The 17,529-nt window shown below is 66.1% G+C and carries 11 protein-coding genes; 4 read left to right on the forward strand and 7 right to left on the reverse strand.

Annotation, left to right across the window (positions count from 1 at the left end; genetic code table 11):
* Window positions 1–5: 5 nt before the first annotated feature.
* Window positions 6–1,178 carry an acyl-CoA dehydrogenase family protein gene (locus G3I71_RS07435; protein ID WP_164313110.1) on the forward strand — a complete coding sequence of 391 codons (1,173 nt, stop codon included), beginning with the start codon at window positions 6–8 and terminating at the stop codon, window positions 1,176–1,178.
* Here the strand turns inward: G3I71_RS07435 and G3I71_RS07440 are convergent.
* Together G3I71_RS07440 and G3I71_RS07445 are read right to left on the reverse strand one after the other, a co-directional pair.
* Entirely contained in the window at window positions 1,135–1,809 is a 675-nt protein-coding gene (locus G3I71_RS07440; protein WP_164313111.1) for a biliverdin-producing heme oxygenase, read from the reverse strand. The two genes, G3I71_RS07435 and G3I71_RS07440, sit on opposite strands and share 44 nt — an antisense overlap.
* On the reverse strand, window positions 1,806–2,981 hold the full coding sequence (locus tag G3I71_RS07445) for a polyprenyl synthetase family protein (RefSeq protein ID WP_203729590.1): 1,176 nt from the start codon (window positions 2,979–2,981) through the stop codon (window positions 1,806–1,808). The genes G3I71_RS07440 and G3I71_RS07445 overlap by 4 nt, the downstream gene beginning before the upstream one ends.
* A 200-nt stretch (window positions 2,982–3,181) precedes the next feature.
* On the opposite strand from G3I71_RS07445, the gene G3I71_RS07450 reads away from it, so the two are divergent.
* The gene (locus tag G3I71_RS07450) at window positions 3,182–3,592 is read left to right on the forward strand and encodes an Imm10 family immunity protein (protein ID WP_164313113.1); all 411 of its coding nucleotides are present in this window, start codon (window positions 3,182–3,184) and stop codon (window positions 3,590–3,592) included.
* Window positions 3,593–3,754: 162 nt separating this feature from the next.
* Here G3I71_RS07450 and G3I71_RS07455 read toward each other — a convergent pair whose 3' ends face one another.
* On the reverse strand, window positions 3,755–4,195 hold the full coding sequence (locus G3I71_RS07455) for an ATP-binding protein (protein ID WP_164313114.1): 441 nt from the start codon (window positions 4,193–4,195) through the stop codon (window positions 3,755–3,757).
* 235 nt (window positions 4,196–4,430) lie between these two features.
* Here G3I71_RS07455 and G3I71_RS07460 point away from each other — a divergent pair, with 235 nt between their 5' ends.
* Complete coding sequence (locus G3I71_RS07460; protein ID WP_164313115.1) at window positions 4,431–5,282, forward strand: helix-turn-helix transcriptional regulator; 852 nt, start codon at window positions 4,431–4,433, stop codon at window positions 5,280–5,282.
* Between the two features lie 10 nt (window positions 5,283–5,292).
* Window positions 5,293–5,496 (forward strand): DUF397 domain-containing protein, encoded by a 204-nt coding sequence (locus tag G3I71_RS07465; protein ID WP_164313116.1) that lies wholly within the window; start codon window positions 5,293–5,295, stop codon window positions 5,494–5,496.
* Between the two features lie 194 nt (window positions 5,497–5,690).
* On the opposite strand, the gene G3I71_RS07470 is transcribed toward G3I71_RS07465, so the two are convergent.
* From G3I71_RS07470 to G3I71_RS07485, 4 genes are all read right to left on the reverse strand, one after another.
* A complete protein-coding gene (locus G3I71_RS07470; RefSeq protein WP_164313117.1) occupies window positions 5,691–6,161 on the reverse strand; it encodes a hypothetical protein in 471 nt (156 codons plus the stop codon).
* Window positions 6,162–6,267: 106 nt separating this feature from the next.
* Window positions 6,268–12,834: an RHS repeat-associated core domain-containing protein gene (locus G3I71_RS07475; protein WP_164313118.1), complete on the reverse strand. Its 6,567-nt coding sequence runs from the start codon at window positions 12,832–12,834 to the stop codon at window positions 6,268–6,270.
* A 148-nt stretch (window positions 12,835–12,982) separates the two neighbouring features.
* The gene (locus G3I71_RS07480) at window positions 12,983–16,591 is read right to left on the reverse strand and encodes a LamG domain-containing protein (RefSeq protein WP_239148989.1); all 3,609 of its coding nucleotides are present in this window, start codon (window positions 16,589–16,591) and stop codon (window positions 12,983–12,985) included.
* Window positions 16,592–17,009: 418 nt separating this feature from the next.
* Window positions 17,010–17,363 (reverse strand): SCO4225 family membrane protein, encoded by a 354-nt coding sequence (locus G3I71_RS07485; RefSeq protein WP_164313120.1) that lies wholly within the window; start codon window positions 17,361–17,363, stop codon window positions 17,010–17,012.
* Between the last annotated feature and the right edge of the window lie 166 nt (window positions 17,364–17,529).

A 17,529-nucleotide genomic window follows, 5' to 3' on the forward strand; every position in this document is an offset into this window, starting at 1 on the left:
GGACCATGGACCACAAGCTCTCCCCTGAACTGGAAGAACTCCGGCGTACGGTCGAGCAGTTCGCGCACGACGTCGTGGCCCCGAAGATCGGCGACTTCTACGAGCGGCACGAGTTCCCGTACGAGATCGTCCGCGAGATGGGCAGGATGGGCCTGTTCGGGCTGCCGTTCTCCGAGGAGTACGGCGGTATGGGCGGCGACTATCTGGCGCTGGGCATCGCGCTGGAGGAACTGGCGCGGGTCGACTCGTCGGTGGCGATCACGCTGGAGGCCGGGGTCTCGCTGGGCGCGATGCCCATCCACCTGTTCGGCACGGAGGAGCAGAAGCGGGAGTGGCTTCCGCGGCTGTGCGCCGGCGAGATCCTGGGCGCGTTCGGCCTGACGGAACCGGACGGCGGCTCGGACGCGGGCGCGACCCGCACGACGGCCCGGCTGGACCCCGACACCGATGAGTGGGTGATCAACGGTACGAAGTGCTTCATCACCAACTCGGGTACGGACATCACGGGCTTCGTGACGGTGACGGCGGTGACGGGCCGCAAGCCGGACGGCAGGCCGCTCATCTCCGCGATCCTGGTCCCGTCCGGAACGCCGGGCTTCACGGTGGCGGCGCCCTACTCGAAGGTCGGCTGGAACGCCTCGGACACCCGGGAGTTGTCGTTCTCGGACGTACGCGTCCCAGCGGCGAACCTGATCGGCGAGGAGGGGCGCGGCTACGCCCAGTTCCTTCGCATCCTCGACGAGGGGCGTATCGCGATCGCCGCGCTGGCGACCGGACTTGCCCAGGGCTGCGTGGACGAGTCGGTGAAATACGCCAAGGAACGGCATGCGTTCGGGCGTCCGATCGGCGCGAACCAGGCCATCCAGTTCAAGATCGCGGACATGGAGATGAAGGCCCATACGTCCCGCCTGGCCTGGCGGGACGCGGCCTCCCGGCTGGTGGCAGGGGACCCCTTCAAGAAGGAAGCGGCCCTGGCCAAGCTGTACTCGTCGACGATCGCGGTGGACAACGCCCGCGACGCGACCCAGATCCACGGCGGCTACGGCTTCATGAACGAGTACCCGGTGGCCCGGATGTGGCGCGACTCGAAGATCCTGGAGATCGGGGAGGGCACGAGTGAGGTCCAACGGATGCTCATCGCGCGGGAGTTGGGGCTGGGGATGGAGATGGCGGGCTGAGACCCACGGAGAGGGCCCCGGTGATCGCGGCGGTGTGCCGGTAGGCGACGCGGGCCGCCTCGACGACCTGTTCCTGTACCTCGGGGTCGGGTAGGGCCTGGTTCATCCGGGCGGTGAGGCGGGCCCAGCGGGCGCGGTCGCCGCTGGTGTAGTAGGCGACGCCCTCCGTGCCGGGAAGGCTGTAGGCGGCGGTGACGTACGGGTGCAGGAAGAGGGCGCCGAGCGTCGAGCCCTCCATGACGTAGAGGTACCCCATGAGCGCTGTGAGGTCGGACTCCTGGGCCCGCAGCCGTATCTCCGCCGCGAACGCTTCCGCTTCCTCGGCGGCCCAGGGGCCGGGCGCGGTGCCGAGGTTCGCGAAGTAGGCCAAGTCGTGCTCGATGAAGGGGAGTTTGCCGAGGTCCGCCGACCACACGGGGTCGGCGGAGGGGTCCGTGACGCGGGAGAGCTCACCTTCGAGGGCGGTCAACACCACCCGATAGGCGGCGAGTTGGCCGACGTACCGCTCGACGGGAAGTGTCCCGGCGATCATCGCGCTCGCGAAGGGCGTGGCCTCCAGCGCGTCATGCCAGTCGCGGGTGCTCGTACGCAGCCGCTCAACCAGCGTGGCCGGGACCGGGGCCGCCGTCACGCGCCGCTCCGCTGCTGAAGCGTCTCGAGGAGACGGTCGATGAGGTGGCCCTTGCGTTCGATGGTGAGGTCGAAGTAGGCGGCGCTGCGGTCGGACCGGCACACGCGGTACACACTCTCCTTGGCGTCGCGCTTCAGCTGGACAGCCTCGGCGCCGAGCGCGAGGAGCGTCGGCTGCAGCTTCGGATGCCCGAGGACGTAGGCCTTGAGCCGCTCCCCCGAGAGTGACGGTTGGGACGACTCCGGGTCGAGCAGTTCGAGGAAGACCCGGTTGCTGAGCCCGTCGTAGTCCTCGTGGATCCTGCCCCCGCCGAACTCGGGTACGAAGTCGGTGAGGTCGTTGAACAGCTGGCTGGCCAGGCCGAGTTGGCGCATGGCGGCGTCCAGGACGTACTGCTCGTCGTCGACGACGCGAAGACCCGCGAGGGCCGAGTCGAGCGGCATCCGGAAGAGCGTGCCGGTCTTGAGGGCGGCCAGTGACTCCCAGTAGGCCACGCGCTCTTCGACGGGCGCGGCCAGCAACTCGGCGCGGGTCTCGGCCGTACGCGTGGACAGGTCGACGGCCTGCCCGGTGAAGCCGCTCTCGACGGCTCGCGCGAGGCTTTCCACGACAGCCGGGTCGGCCGCGTGCCGCAGGACGGCCGCGATCAGCCAGGAACCGGTGTTGAGTGCGAGCGGCACACCATGGGTGACGTGGAGCGCGGGTTCGCCGTAGCGGACGTCGCTGCCGTCCTGGATGTCGTCGATCGCGACGAAGGCCTTCAACATGACCCGCACGGCCACGGCGGCCCGCCGAACGACGGCCAGGTCGGCGGCGGAGTCCCCGCCACCACCATCGTTCCCCAACTCGTCGGGGAAGCCCCGATAATTCCGATAGGCCCAGTACACCATCGACGGCCGCAGCGGAGCCCGGTTGCCGCCGGGCGCCCCGGCGGTCGGGGGCAGCGCCTCCTGGCCCACCTTCGACCCGACGGCATCGGCGACGGGTTCGTAGAGGGAGCGCCGCAGGGCGGACTCGTACACGGACTGCGAGGCGACCGCCCCAGGAGCGGTCAGCGAAGCGAGAAACTCGGCCAGATCGTCCTCCAGCAGAGCCGCGTCACCCCGCACCACCGCCTCTACCGCGTCCACCGCTTCCCCAGCCGCTTCAGCGACCCTCTCCGTGGCACCCATACCCGCCCCAGCCTCCACTTCCGGCTCCCGCCCCGACCCCTGTCGACACGCAGAAGCGTGATCGCAACTGGCATATTTCGCAAGGGAGTTCGAGGACAGCACGGTAGCCGATATGGCGAAATCCGGCCTCCAAGACATCGCTTCTGATACTGGTTGGCCTGCCTACTGGCGCGCCCAGGTGTCCTGCTACAACAGCAGCCATGACCCTGAGATTCACTGCACGCGCAGTAGCGGCAGAGGTCGACCTCGACAACGACGTGATGCGGGCGGGCGTCGCCGAGGACGAGGCCGGCGAGGGGTTCTTCCTGCTGTTCATGAGCAACATCGGCGAACCGTCCCGTCAGAACATGTCACTCGGGCTCGACAGTCACTGTGTCGTGACGCAATCCCATGGAACGGCCTATGGCTGCGTCCGGGCGGTCACGTTGTCGGGCGGGCGACTCACGGTGTCGCTGGATCCCGCCTCGCTGGACGAACTGGGACTGGACGACCCCGAGATCGAGGCAGAACTCGACGTGCCGGACGAGGACATCGAGCGGATGAGGGCGGTACTCGCCCAGGTGCTGGCGTTCGGGCGGGCAGACTCCCGTCCTCGGTACGTTGGCCTATAGTCGCGCGCCCCTGGCTGCAGCCACCTGTGGTCGATGAGGGATGAGGATGGCAGCCATGCCGACAAGGGCGAGGAAATACTCGGACGTCGAGCGAGCACCGGTGTAGTAGTTGGGCCCAGAACTTCGCCGTCGACAAGTTACCCCTGTTTCCTGGCAGGCCTGCTACGCCGCAGCAAGGTCACCCCACACGTACTTGCCCTTGATGCCACCCCTGCTCAGCGGCTGCCAGCCCCACAGGTCGGCACAGGAACTGACCAGAGCCAGACCGCGCCCCTCCTCCAGATACGTGAGCTGCGTCAACACCTCTACCGAGGGCGGCGGCATGGGCGGTTCGGGATCGGTGTCCCACGCTCCGACGCGCAGGAAGCCGTCGCGCATCCGCAGGCGCAAAGCGACGGGGCCCTTGGTGTGGCGTACGGCATTGCTGACCAACTCCGTCGCCAGGAGTTCGGCAACGTCGGCGAGGCGGATCAGTCCGTGCATCGTGAGGATGAGTCGGACGGTGCGGCGACAGACGGTCACAGCGCGGAGGTCGTGCGGGATGTGGAGGACGTATTCCCAGGGCTCGTTCCCGGCGGGGACGGTTCCTTCAGTTTCCGACATGCGTGAACTCCTTGTAGCAGGAAGTGGAGTTGGCTGGTCGCTGAGGGTGCGGGCGGTGGCCGTGCCGCAGCCGTCATGGCAGGACGGAGTGGTGCGCTTCCGGGGTCCCGGCAGTTTCGCAGCGTGTGCGTCGCGAGACCAACCGTAGTGCAAAAATTTTTCCTCGCGCAAGCTGTTGCACTAACCTGGCACCCGAACGTGGTGCAGTGACAGGCGAGTTCAGACCGGAGGGCACATGGCACCGAGGAGCCGACCGACCGCACGGCAGGTGCGCCTAGGCACGGAACTGCGCAGGATGCGGGAAGCCGCCGGACTGAAGGCCCGAGAAGCGGCGGAGCTGCTCAGTTCGACTTCGGCCCAGATGAGCCAGGTGGAGGCCGGCCTGGCCGGAGCGAGCGAGGAGCGCGTACGCCGCCTGGCCGCTCACTACGCGTGCGCCGACGATGCCCTGATCGACGCGCTGGTGGCGATGGTCACCGACCGTACGCAGGGCTGGTGGGAGGAGTTCCAAGGCCTCCTACCGCCGGTCTTCTCTGATGTCGCCGAGTTGGAACATCACGCGACATTCCTTCACGAAGTCGTCATTACCCACGTACCGGGCTTGTTGCAGACCCCGGACTACGCCCGCGCAGTCTTCGGATACATGGTCCCGCAGTTGCCCGAGAGCGAGTTGACTCCGCGAGTCCAGCACCGGATGAACCGGCGAGCCGTCATCGAACGCGACCCCCCGGTCCCGTACCGGACCGTCGTCCACGAAGCCGCCCTGCGCATCCGTGTGGCCGACCGCAAGGTGATGTTGGCCCAACTCCAGGAGATCATGGGCGAGATGGAGCGGGGCCACGCCACCGTGCGCGTCATCCCCTTCGACACCGACGGGTTCGCCGGAGCGAGCGCCGCCATGATGCATCTGGGCGGCCCGCTCCCCCGCCTGGACACGGTGCTTCGCGACTCACCCAACGGCACGGCGTTCCTGGATGCCGAGTCCCAACTGGACCGATTTCGAACGCTCTTCCGTAAGGTGGAGGAGGCAGCGCTAGACCCCGCACAGTCGCGGGACTTCATCCACCGTTTGGCGAAGGAACTGTGAGGCACCACGCGTGACCGACCCCCTCCACTGGCAGAAGTCCTCCTTCTCCGAAGGAGGCGACGGGAACACCTGCATAGAGATAGCGGACGTGCGCACCCGCATAGCCATACGCGACTCCAAGGACCCGGCCCAGGGAACGCTCAGCTTCCCACCTCGAGCCTTCACCACGTTCGTCGATGCACTCAAGACGGACACTTCAGGCACGGCCATCTGACCTGGTCCGATCGGCCAATTGTTCCACCAGGGCTGCATAGTCCAGAGGGTGGCCAAGCTACTGAAGCCACACAGTTGGTCCGCCGCGCCGGCCGCGACTACCGCCGACCCCTGCAAGCCCTCGGCCTCACGTGACGAACACCGGACAGATCTCGATCATACAAATGCCCCTACACAGTACCGGCTCATCAATACTCACCTACCAGGCATCAGTTCCGTCACCATGTCTACCAGCTTTCGATAAGTCTGATTTTCTTGAAATACCGGATAATTTTGGACAATTACCTCCAAGGATTCCCTGGAGAACCTAGAGGCGACAGTCAGGAACTCGTCAATCTTGCAATATCCACTCACCGAATCCCAAGATCTCGTCACGGTAACCGTGTCGCCTTCGCAAGTGAAATGAATCAGTAGATCATTCTCCGTGAAGCTGATACACCCAGAATCCCCTTGCTGAACGTCACGAGCCGCAAGAAGCAGGCAGAACACGAAATCGAGGACCGGCGTTCCAGGGATCAACTCCCGCCCGAACTCATCAGTTGTGATAGACAGATCCATTTCGAAGTACCCATACCGTAGATCCATCTCACCGGTCCGCCCCAAATTGACGAGCTTCTTTCCAGTAAGTTCCGGCAATGAATCCGGAGCAAAGGAAATATCAAACACAAAAACTCCAAAGACGTGGATTTGAAAACGCGAGAGGGAAACATCATATCGGTCACCTATGCCGCATGAAGGCAGCATAGGTGACCGATATTTCAAGCAGCAGGTACTAAGGAATGGGATGAGCGGTTCTCAGGCTGCCATTCGGGTTGAGAATGACCTTAATTCCGTACGCCCTATTAGACCCCAGACCCTGGGCTTGTCTATCGCTGAGGATTCCCACACCATCGGGACCTGCATTAATTCTACCTTCGTAGACATACCCGTCACGTCCGCCACTGTTCGCCTTAGCGGAATTTTCGTTCACAACTTGCTGAATCCACTTTTGAACCTTCGCGCCCTTACCAATGAAAGCACCCTTGGTGACCGAATCATACTCTGCACCGCCGATTCGATGCCCGTCGAGAACATGCTGCCAGCCATCGAATTCATCAGTCTTCCACGTAACATTCGGGTTCTGTGCGCCTACATCTACTGAACCAGTACCAGAGGATTCGCTCTTTGCCTCGCTCAGTGCCTTGTTCATCCCGCTGTCGATGCGCCCGATGCCGTCCTTCATACCAAAGGCACCAATACCGACCATAGCCACACCGCCCGCAGCTGCGGGGACGCTGATGGCACAGCCGACAAGGGTGGCGACGCAGAGGGCTCCGCCGGCAAGCACAACATTTCCGCCAGCGCCCATGAGCAACAGGCTTCCAGCGGTTTCGGCAGCACCCCACCACAGCTCGGGCTCGGAGACGATCGCGGAGACGTAGTTGCCGGTGGTGTCCAGGACGTCGCCCAGCCAGCCCCACATGGGAGGGTTCTCCGCAACTACGGGCGCTCCGCTGCTGTTGTTCCCTGTGCTGCTGGTACTTGCCGTGCCCCCGCAGGTGTAGTAGCAGCCGCCTGGACCGGTTCCACCGCTGGGGACACCGGGAGTGGAACTCTGGCCTCCGCCGCCGCCACCCGGGCGCGGCTCGTTGTGGCCCGTGCCGTCGTCGAGCCACAGGCCCGTGGGATCGCTGAAGGTGATGGGGTTGTTGCCCGCGTAGGTGTAGCCGTTGAGCGACTGGTGCTGGTCCGGGATGAGCACCGGGTCCACGCTGATGAAACGGCCTGTTGACAGGTCGTACTCCCGCGCCCCCAGATGCGTCAGCCCCGAAGCGGAGTCCGCCGTAGCGCCGAGGAAACCCTTGTCGTCGGGCCAGGGGCCGAAGGTCGGTTGGCCTCGGTCGGCGCCGAACGGCGTGCTGTAGCGCTTCGTGGTCACCTGGGTCGCGTTGTCTATGGCGAGACTGCTCGTCCCGTGGTGATCCGAGGCCAGCCAACTCAGCTTGTCGGTGCCCGACTTGTTGGTGCGCATCGCGATCGTCGAGCCGGCGCCGGTGTAGTACCGCTGGGCCCAGAACTTCGCCGTCGATGTCGAGGTGTCGAGGTGGATCTCGCTCGATCCCAGGTACAGGACCGTCTCGCCGGCCGTGTTGCGGCGGATCAGGAGGCTGCCGTCGGCGTCGTAGACGTAGCCGGTGGTGCTGGTGCCCTCCTTGAGGGTGTCTAGCTTGCTCTCCGCCGACCAGGTCAGGGTCTGGCTCGCGGTGCCGTCCAGCCGGGTCTTGGTGTTGCCCGTCGCGTCGTAGGTGTAGGCCTCGGTGACACCGGTGCAGGTGTTCGCGGTCGTGGCCAGGAGGCGGTGGGTCTTCGTGCTGTTGTAGCAGTACGTCTTGGTCGTGGGTGTACTGCTGGTTTTGGTGACCTCGGTCGCGCGCAGGCCCGAGTCCTTGTACGTGTACGACGTCCAGTAGGGGGCGGCGCCGCCCAGGTTGGCCGTTGTGCGGTTGGCGGTGGAGCAGTCCGCTGCCGACGGGGTCCAGGCATCGGTCAGGCGGCGGTGACCGTCGTAGGTGAAGCACTGGTTGTCCGCCGCGCCGGTGCCGCCAAGGGTCATCGGGTCCGAGATGGACGTGACGTTGCCCGCGGCGTCGTAGGCGTAGTTCAGCTGCTGGAGCGTGTAGGCGTGCGTGTCGTCGGTGACCGACGACCTGAGGATGCGGTCGGTGCCTGTCTCGTAGTGGTTGTTGATGTACGCGTTGTAGGTGCCTTCGGCGTTGGATTTACCCAGGCTGAGCACCTGGGGCTGACCGAGGGCCGTGTAGCTGGCGTCCAGCAGGTAGGCACTGGTGCCTTCGGTCTGGGTGTTCAGGCCCAGACCGTCGTACTTGTATATGACCTGCTCCGAAGCAAGGCCACCGGCGGCGGGTTCCGTGGTGCTCTGCAGAGTTCCGTCGATGCGGTAGTCCGCTGCGAAAGTCAGCGTCTTGTCGGCGACAGCCTTCTTGGCTACCAACGGGTCGCTGTCCGGCAGGACGAGCTGGGTGGTGGTGGCCCGGTACATGCTGTCGAACGCGGTGACCTTCTTCGTGTACGCACTGCCGGTGCCGCTGACGGCCCCGCCGACATACCGGATGGCCGAGTCCCGCTGGCCCTTGGCGTTGGTGACCCCGTCGTAGGTGTACGCCGTGAGTTTGTTCGCGTCGACCTGCTCCTCGGTGGTGGAGGAGAGGTCCGCCGTGGCGGGAGCCGACCATGTGCCGGTGGTACGGCCCAACACGTCGTAGGCGCTGATCACGACTCGTCCCTCCGCGTCCTTGGTCCAGGAGACCTGGTCCAGGGTCGTGAAGCCGGTGGTCGTCGTGCCCATGTCGGGGTCGGTGGCGGAGGTCTGACGGCCGTAGAGGTCGTAGGCGTACGACCATCCACTGTCAGGTCCCGTGATCGTGGACTGCTTACCGTCGCGGGTGTACGTGAACTTCGTGGACGTGTAGGTCGCGCCCACCGTGGCGCCGTAGCCGGTGTCGGCCGGGCTGGTGCCCTCGTACTCGCGGGTCTCCGTCGTACGGCCCTGGGCGTCCACGATCGTGCGGGTGGCCGAGCCTCCGTCGGGGGCGGTCGTCGCGGTGGAGTCACCTGTGTAGCTGCTGGTGGTGCTCCACTTCTCCACGCCGACGACATAGAAGGTGCTGGTTACAGGGCGTTCCGCGCCGTCGAAGACAGTCACCGACTGCTTGGGCGTGCGGCCGTACACGGCAGCCGCGTACTCGCCGGAGGGAAGGTTGTCGGAGTCGAAGGCGTCGGCATACGTCTGGTAGGCCAGGCCGCGGTCGTTGTAGCGGGTGTCCGTGAGAAGTCGGCCGCCCTGCGGTGTGGGGCTCTGGCTCTGGAGAGGCCTCAGGAGCGAGTCGTAGATCGCGTAACTGGTGTTGTACGTGGAGCCGTCGGCCTTGAGCGTCGAGGTCGAGGACCAGGAGTTGTCGGCATTGGAGACGGAGTAGGCGTACGTGTAGTTGGGGCTGTAGCTGCTGGCGCGGGAGCGGTCGGGCAGCCACGTCGCGGTCTGGCGGCCGAGGGCGTCGTACGTCGTCTCGGTGATCTTGCTGTTGATGTCGTAGACCTTGACCGGCAGGCCTCGGGCGTAGTCCGCGTAGACAAAGGTGCTCTGCGTCTTGGCGTTGGTGACCTTGGTCCGGGTCAGCGGTCCCGCCGCAATGGGGACGTAACTCGTGGCCGTGGTGTTGTTGGCGGTGTCGGTGACGGACGCGACGCGGCCCAGACCGTCGTACGTCGTCCGGCTGGTCGTCTGCCATACGGACGGGTTACGTTCGCCGTTCGTGGCCGCCGTCGGGTAGGCGGTGGGGCGACCGATCCAGGTGATCTCGCCCTTGGTCGGCGTCTGGGACCCGGACCAGACGGCGGTCGTGGACGTGCCGTCGTAGACCATCGCGGTGTCGGACAGGACGTCGCCGGCCGTGGCCGATGACGTGGGCAGGGACAGCTCGGTCTCGGCGGGCGTGCAGGACCTGCCGACCACCCGGGTACGGGTGACCAGGGAGTTGATGCCGAGCGTCGTGTTGGCCGCGTACCAGGTGCGGGTGCACGTCTCGTCGCCGGTGACGGCCGCGTCGCCCGCGTCCTGCACCATCAGTGGCTGCCCGTAGGCGTCCCACTCGGTCGTTGCCGTGGTGCGTGTGCGCCAGGACGTCTTCGCCGCCAGATAGGTGTGCGCGTACGCCCTCTCCGTACGGACGAAGTAGGTCTTGGTGTTCGACGCACTGTGCGTGGCGGTGGTGCGGTACCAGGGATCGTTGACGGTCACGCTGACCGGCGTCGAACCGTTGTACGTGATCTGTTCGCGCAGGAAGCCCGCGTACGGGTCGCTGTCGGTCTGGTCGGCGACGTCCAGGCCGGTGAAGTCGATCCCGGCGACCGAGGCCGACCGCGTGGTGGCGGTGCCCTTGAGCTTGTCGCCGTGCATGCCCTGCAGGTAGAGGGAGACGGTCTTGGACTGGGTGCCGCCCGCGATGCCCTTGGTCGCGGTGACCTTGCCGTAGCCGCGCCAGACGGACCAGGTGCGCTCGGTCTCGGGGGTGAGCGGGTCGTCGTTGTAGTGCCAGGCGGGGTCTGCGTAGGTGTAGGCGTTCTCGGTGTCCGCGCTCCCGCTGAACGGGTCGGCGGTGCCTACGGCCGTGACGCGGTACTTGTGGAACCAGTCGATGGATGCCTCGGAGGATCCGTTGATGTTCCAGAACTGCGGGTAGCAGGGCTTGGAGTTGTCGTCCTCGGCGGCCGGCATGTTGAAGCCTCGGACGCACTCCGGACCAGAGATGGTGACCGTGGTGATGGCACCCGTCTCGGAGGTGACCGTCCTGATCCGTGGGCGGCTGAGCGGCAGGATGTTGTCGAGGTCCGCGTCGACCCGGTTCGGCCGCATCTCGTAGGTGAAGGTCACCGGATCGAGCACGATGGCGGTGCCGTTCTCGCCGGTGTGCCGGACGGACTCCAGGACCAGGCTGTGGTCGGAGGTGTCACCGATGTCGTTGCCGTCTTTGAAGTCCTGGTCCAGAGCCCAGGAGTCGACGGCGGTGAACTTGCTCGTGGCGGCCGACCAGGCTTGGGTGCTGACGCCGGTCAGTCGCTTGCGAGTGAAGAAGGATGGGCTCGCCGCGTCGCAGTCCGCCCCGGAGGCGCAGATCGAGTCGAAGGGGACGTCGGGCCACTTGGGGGCGGTGGAGTCGGTCAGTTCGCCGCAGTCCGCGACCGTGCAGCGTTCGGCGTAGGAGAAGGTGACCTTGTCGGAGGTCACACCGGAGAACAGGGCGTCCTTGTTCTGGCCGTAGCGGATCTCGGTGAGGTAGCCGCCGCGGGTGTACTTGGCGGTGGCGGTGGAAGCGCCGTTCTGTGCGTAGTAGTTGGTCTCGGGCGTGTACCAGTACGTCATGGCGTTGCCGTGGATGTCCACGACGTAGTCCAGGTTCCAGCGCCAGGCCTGGGTGAGCGCGCGGCCGGCGAAGGCGGTGCCCTTGTCGTAGCCGGGCTCACCGGAGTTGTTGCCGTAGACCGGCACCGTCCATACGGAGTTGGTGAGATCGGTGGCAGCCGCACCAGGAAGCTTGTGCTGGCCGAAGACGTACTTAGTGCCGTCGCCTGTGGTGACGGTCCAGTACTCGCCGTCGTCGTCGCCGTTGTCGCCCCCGGTGGAGCGGACGACCGTGGAAGCGTCGTCGGAGCTCAGCCGCCAGACGTCGTCGGTCTTGTCAGTGGCGTCGACCTTGACCAGCTTGTTGGCCTTGCCGTTGAGGACGATCGAAGCGTTCTCGAACTTCCAGCACAGGTCGAACTTGTCGGTCTGCCCGTCCTTGTCGCAGCTGTCGTAGGAGCGCTCGATGTACGAGGACGAGGAGATCTCGAAGCCCTCGCCGACCGGGTTGGCCTGGTTGTTCGTCGAGGCGGTACGGCCGTCGACGCTGCCGGAGTCGTAGGACAGCGCCAGGGACGGGGACGGTCCGGCCGCAGCGGGCGGCACGGCCATGCCGTAGGACCAGGTGAAGGCACCGGAGGAGCCGCCTGCCTCCCAGCTGGACGCCGGGGAGAGCGGGCTCGCCGTGTAGTCGCCCGCACCGGAGGTGGAAGCACCCGCACTCGCCGCGAGGGCCAGGACCGTCACCGCCGAGGAGGCGGAGGCTGCCGAAGTGGTGGCTGCGGCAGTTGAGTTGCGGCTCGACGGGCTCTTCTCGGCCGTCGGGGCCGCGAGGGCTACCTCGGCCGAGACGGTCTGGCCTGAGATGTCGTTGTGTGAGTCGAGCGGTGTCCGTTCACGGCAGGCGGCCTTGTCCGGCGTCGTCAGCGCGCAGGCGGGCAACTGGAACAGCCGCAGTCGGCCGGACCAGCCGCCGCCGTATGCGGAGGCGAAGTCCGAGTAGTCGACGCTGACTTCGGCGTTGCCGGGGTCGGCGGCCATGGCCGTCAGCAGTACGCCCTTGACACCAGCCGCTTCGGTCGCCTTGCGGCTGCGGACCTCGATACGGGTGTCGCCCGAGGCTCCGTCAGGCGTGCCGGTGAGGGTCACCGGGAGACCGCCGGCCGTCAGCCGGGCGGCCTTGCTCTTGCCTGCCAGCCCGGTCTTCGCCGAGCCGGCCTTCGGCCAGGTCGCGGTCTGCTCGGCCCTGGCGCGCTTGCCCTGTTCAGCGTTCTCCGCGCGTGTCTCGGCCACCCGGGCCCGGGCCTTCTTTGCGCCCTGCCCGGCGAACTCGTGGACCTCGGTGACCAGTTGCTCCTGCGCCTTGGGCTTGCCCAGGCCCCCGCCGCTGTCCGCCGCCTGCACGGGGACCGCGACAACTGTGGACACGACGAGGGTCATCACCAGTGCCGACAGTGTGCGTCGGCTGAAGACAACACGTCTGACCCTGGCGCGGACCCCACGTCTTCCGGCACTCATGGCACAACTCCCCAAGTGATCAAGGCGAACAGAGGACGACCGGACGACGGACGGCCGGTGAGACGAAAGGTCAGCCATCCGAGCCGCCCACGATGTCGTTGACCTGCTGCCCGGACATGGCGCCGGCCCAGATCCGAATCCGGGTGATCCGGCCCGCGAGGTAGTGGCCCCAGGCTGAGTCCACGAAGCCCGTGCCAACCGCGAAGTCGCCCGAACCAGCCACCGCCGTGTATTCGAGGTCCGCGCCGTTCTGGTTGCCACCGATGTACAGGCTGATTGTGCGCGCGGGGGCATCAAACACACCGGTCAGCCGTGTGACGCTGTTGGGCGTAACCACCGTGGCCGCGTTGGAGACCACTGCCGTCCAGGCCTTGTCGGTCCGCCGTCCGAAGTACCACTTACCCTCGACGGTCTTCGTTTCGGTCTGCGGATCGTCCACAGCAGCGGTCTTCTCGAACCACAAGCCCCAGGAGGAGCCGTCGGCGCTTCTCTGGCCGACGACCTGGGAGATGTAGCCGTCGGCCTTGAGCGCCATGGCTTCGCCGTCCAGCTCCACCGCCGTGGTCACCGTGAACGCCCCCGTGTCGTCAACAACCGAGCCCGTAGCGGTTGCCGTGTCGTTCGTGCCGTCAAGCACGATCGCCTTGCTGTCGAGGGAAGCGCCATTGGAGAGCTTGAGTGACCGCCCGTAGCCAGTACCGGCATCCGCCAACGGAATGTTTGTTCCGGCGGTCGCACCGTTTGGATTCCAGTCCGCCACTCGCTCGACGTACGCCTTGTTGTTCTCGTCCAGCAGCTGGGCCTCGATCGCCACGTCGTCGTCGGTCAGCAGCCTCTGCCAGACAGCTATTTCGTCGACACGGCCGCTCATGTAGTTCTGGTACGTGCCGCCCGAGGCGAACGCGACCCGGCCTACCTGTAGAGCGCCGCCCGCGACCGTCGCGTCCGACGTGCTCGGCAGGGCCACAGACCCGCCCTGCGGTCGGCCGTTCACATACAGGCGGATCGCCCGATTCTCTGCGTCATAGGAACCCGCCACATGGACCCACGTGTTGAGCGGCACGCCGGTGGCACTCGCGTCGGCGCCCTCGGACTTCCGTACGCCGTTCTCGTACCAGCTCCGGAGGAACACCCAGCGTTGTACGCCCGACGAGTAGTAGAGCGAGAAGCTGGAGTTGTCGCTTCCGGTCTGGGACAGGATCGTCCGGTAGGAGGACGCGTCGCTCAGGTTGACCCACGCCGACGCGGTGAACGAGTACCTCGTGTCGACCACGGCTTCCGACGTGTCCGCGTATCCCGACTGTCGTGTGGCGTCAGCGGGGTCGCCATTGAGCCACAACGACAGGTCCCCGTCACCACGCCGCGCCAGGGCCGACCGGCCCGAACCCGCGCCGTGCAACGTCATACCGTGCCGTACGCCCTCAGTGGCGGTGTCGGCCGCCGAGGTCCCGGTTGGTTCGTTGAGGTGCCAGCGGCCGACCGCTCGTTGCCCCTCAGCCACCTTGAAGTCCACCGCCGCCGTATCGCCCTCGCCAGCGCTGTCTCTTGCCTGGACTTCGAGCGTCGCCGTACCTGCCCGGGACGGTGTGATCCACAGAGTCACGGTGTCCCCGGAAAACCATTGCGACGATTCTTCGTCGGTGGAGAGCTTGTAGCGGTAGCCGGTGTTGACTGTGTTGTCCTCAGGGTTCCGGGAGAAGGTGAACTTCCCTTTGATCCCCGGACCGCCGACCGGGGCGCAGTCAGAGCACTCGGCGTACGGACCTCCGAAAGTGATCACCGGTGCCTTCGGGCCAGCGCTGTCGATCTTGAAATAGCACCAGCCCTTCGTGGTCACCGTGCTGGACGACTCCAGAAAGCTGTCGTCACTGTTGTAGAGCGACCGCGTGAACACCGCCATCCGGTATGTCTTCTTCTCGGTGAGCACAATTGGCGTGACGGCCTTCACCTGCTCGTTGTTGCCTACGGACCCGCCTGAGGGCCGTACCGGCTCGGTCTCCGTTTTCCAGGTGCCGTCGTTCTGTTCCCTCTGAACGTAGAAATGCGCCCGCAGGTGCGCGTAGGCTCCGCCGCCGGCTGCGGTCTGCGGTCGTGCCGTCAGCATCGGCTGCGGATCCGCAATGACGGTCGGGGCGGCCGACTTGGTCGAGCAGAGGACACTGTTCTTCTGCACGATGCCGGGATACGTCGGCACAGCGGGCAACCCCACGTACGTGACCACGAGAGCGGCATTGTCGTCGAACCGCTTCCAACTGTTCGGGTCGTTCTCGTTGTGCGCCTTCAGCATCAGCGTGAGACGGTCGAACCCGCCGGCCGCGAAGACCTTCACCGTGTTGGTGAGGTTCTCGTAGCTCTGGTCCGGGTCGTCGTTGAAGGAAATGGGAGCGTCCGGTTGGTCCGGGTCGCACATCGCTCCGCGACCCGCCGACACGGTCCGGTCGCCCAGGAGGTCCCACTTGGCCGTCGGTCCAGGCCACCTGGTCGCGGACGAGATCTCGCCGGTACGGACAAGGTCGACAACCGACTTCTCGCACGACATCGACCACTTCTCGGTCACCGTGAAGGTGGCGTCCAACACCCGCTTGCCCGCCAGACCGGTCGCCCCGAACTGGAAGTACATGCGCTGCTTGTAGCCCGAGCCGCAGTAGTACGCATAACCGCCGGTGACATAGGTGTCGCAGTAGCCGACACCCTCACCATCGTCGCCACCGGAGAAGTTGTAGAAGGTGTCGCCGTCCGAGGACAGCACCGTGCGCTCGGACGCCTCCAAGCCCACATCCGGGTCGATGTACAGCGGGTAGACCGTGTTCTCCCCGCTCAACAGGCCCACGTCCGGCACCACGGCCACCGCGTCGTCGGTCAGCTCCACGGGCATTACGACGGACACGTCACCATTGCCAGGGCCTTCAGCCGGATCGGCGGAAGTCTCGCCGTGGCCATCCACAACGGGTTCGTCATCGGCGGCGGCAAGCGACATGGTCGTCGTCCCCGACTCGGCGGCATCCCCTGCCGAGTCCCACATCCTCGCGGCCGGGGAACGGAACACCGTGTTGCCGTTCTCGTCCACCGCGGCAAGACCACCGCCTGCCCGCGCGCTCACCGTCAGGCCCTGCGTCTTGAGGGAGAACTCGATCCGCTCAAGTTCCGGATTGGCAGCCGCCTCGGCGGACTTGACGATCAATACCTGTCGGACGCCCTCCACCGTCGCAGTCATCCGCAGGTCAACCCCGGGCAGCACTTCCGCGTATGTGGCGGACGCACCGTCCAGCACCGGCTTCGGCAGACTGCCGGGCCAGCTCAGGCTCAGCCAACGGCCGTCCTCGGCCAGCTTCACCAAGCCTCCGCCGTCACCACCGGCGGAGAGAGAGATGTCGGCCACCGACGCCTTCGGCCCGATCGAGCCGTCAGCCCGGCGCTCCAGCGTCGCATCCGGCTCCGCCCACGAGCCGTCGGGCTGCGCGACGCGCACCGGTACGACGGACTGGGTAAGGGTGAACGAGTAACCGTCAGGGTTGGCGTGGGTCGTGGCGTACTCCTCACGGGCACCTACGACTTCGACCGCTTCGCCGGAAGCCGCCGCCTGTTCCAGCGCGGCGGACGCCTCAGACGTCGGCGGTTCCGTGTCATCGGCTCGCGCCACCGATGTGGTGACACCGAGGGCGGGTAGAGCCGCCAGCAACGCCGTGACCGTCAGACCGGAGACCAACCGTCTCGCACGTCCGACACTGCCGCGCTGCGGGCAGCGCAAAGCGTCCCTACCCATTCCCCACCCCCGCTTACGTGATCTTTATGAGCCCCCATATCCAACACAGTTGTTCGGGGACGGTCAAGCAATTTCAAAGTGAACACATCGACGTCGCAAAGCTGCGCACCGAGCGCCAACGCACCTTCCACGACCGCTCATTGAGACTCAAAATCGATGTTTACCTATGCGCACCATCCTCCAAGACGGCGGCCACAGGACCACACTCCCGCAGGAAGGTGAGTGCGAGTGGCTTGAAATAAACTCCCAGTTCGACCCGCGCCCACGCGGCTTCGACCAACAAGAAAAGGGCCCCGCAAGGCCCTTTCCCCACCACCGCGCCCCGTTTCCGAGGTCACGCCCCGGCAGCCGCGCCCCCCGAAGCCGGCCAGATCTTCCGCAGCGCGTATCCCATGAACGCCGCGTTGGCCAGCGCCGCCGCCGCGATGCCCACGAGGTAGAGGGCCAGGAACACCCCGTCGCCCGTGCCGTTCAGTGTGCCCTCGGGGAGAAGCGTGTACAGGAGGCTCAGCGGAGCGGTCAGCACCCACGGGACCACGCCCGACATGGAGGCGTCGGCGTGGGAGACGAAGAAGGTGTCGACGAGGAAGAAGCCGGTCGCGGCGACGACCACGGCCAGGTACACCCGGGAGAGCCAGTTGTCCGTGGCCAGGGTGAGCAGGGTGCGGGGGCGGCGGTTGCCGTTCATCGTGTCCTCCGGTGAGTGCGCCGCGTCGTGCTGCGCGATGCCTCAACAATGGCCCGCGCACCGGTGCCTTGGCATGAGTACACCTACTCATCCGTAACCAGGTTGCCTCGGAGTCGAGTTGAACCTCAGCCGACCCTTTCACCTTCACGAAACAGGCGCCGCCACC

Origin of the sequence: Streptomyces sp. SID12501 (assembly GCF_010550245.1) — a bacterium.
Taxonomy (GTDB): domain Bacteria; phylum Actinomycetota; class Actinomycetes; order Streptomycetales; family Streptomycetaceae; genus Streptomyces.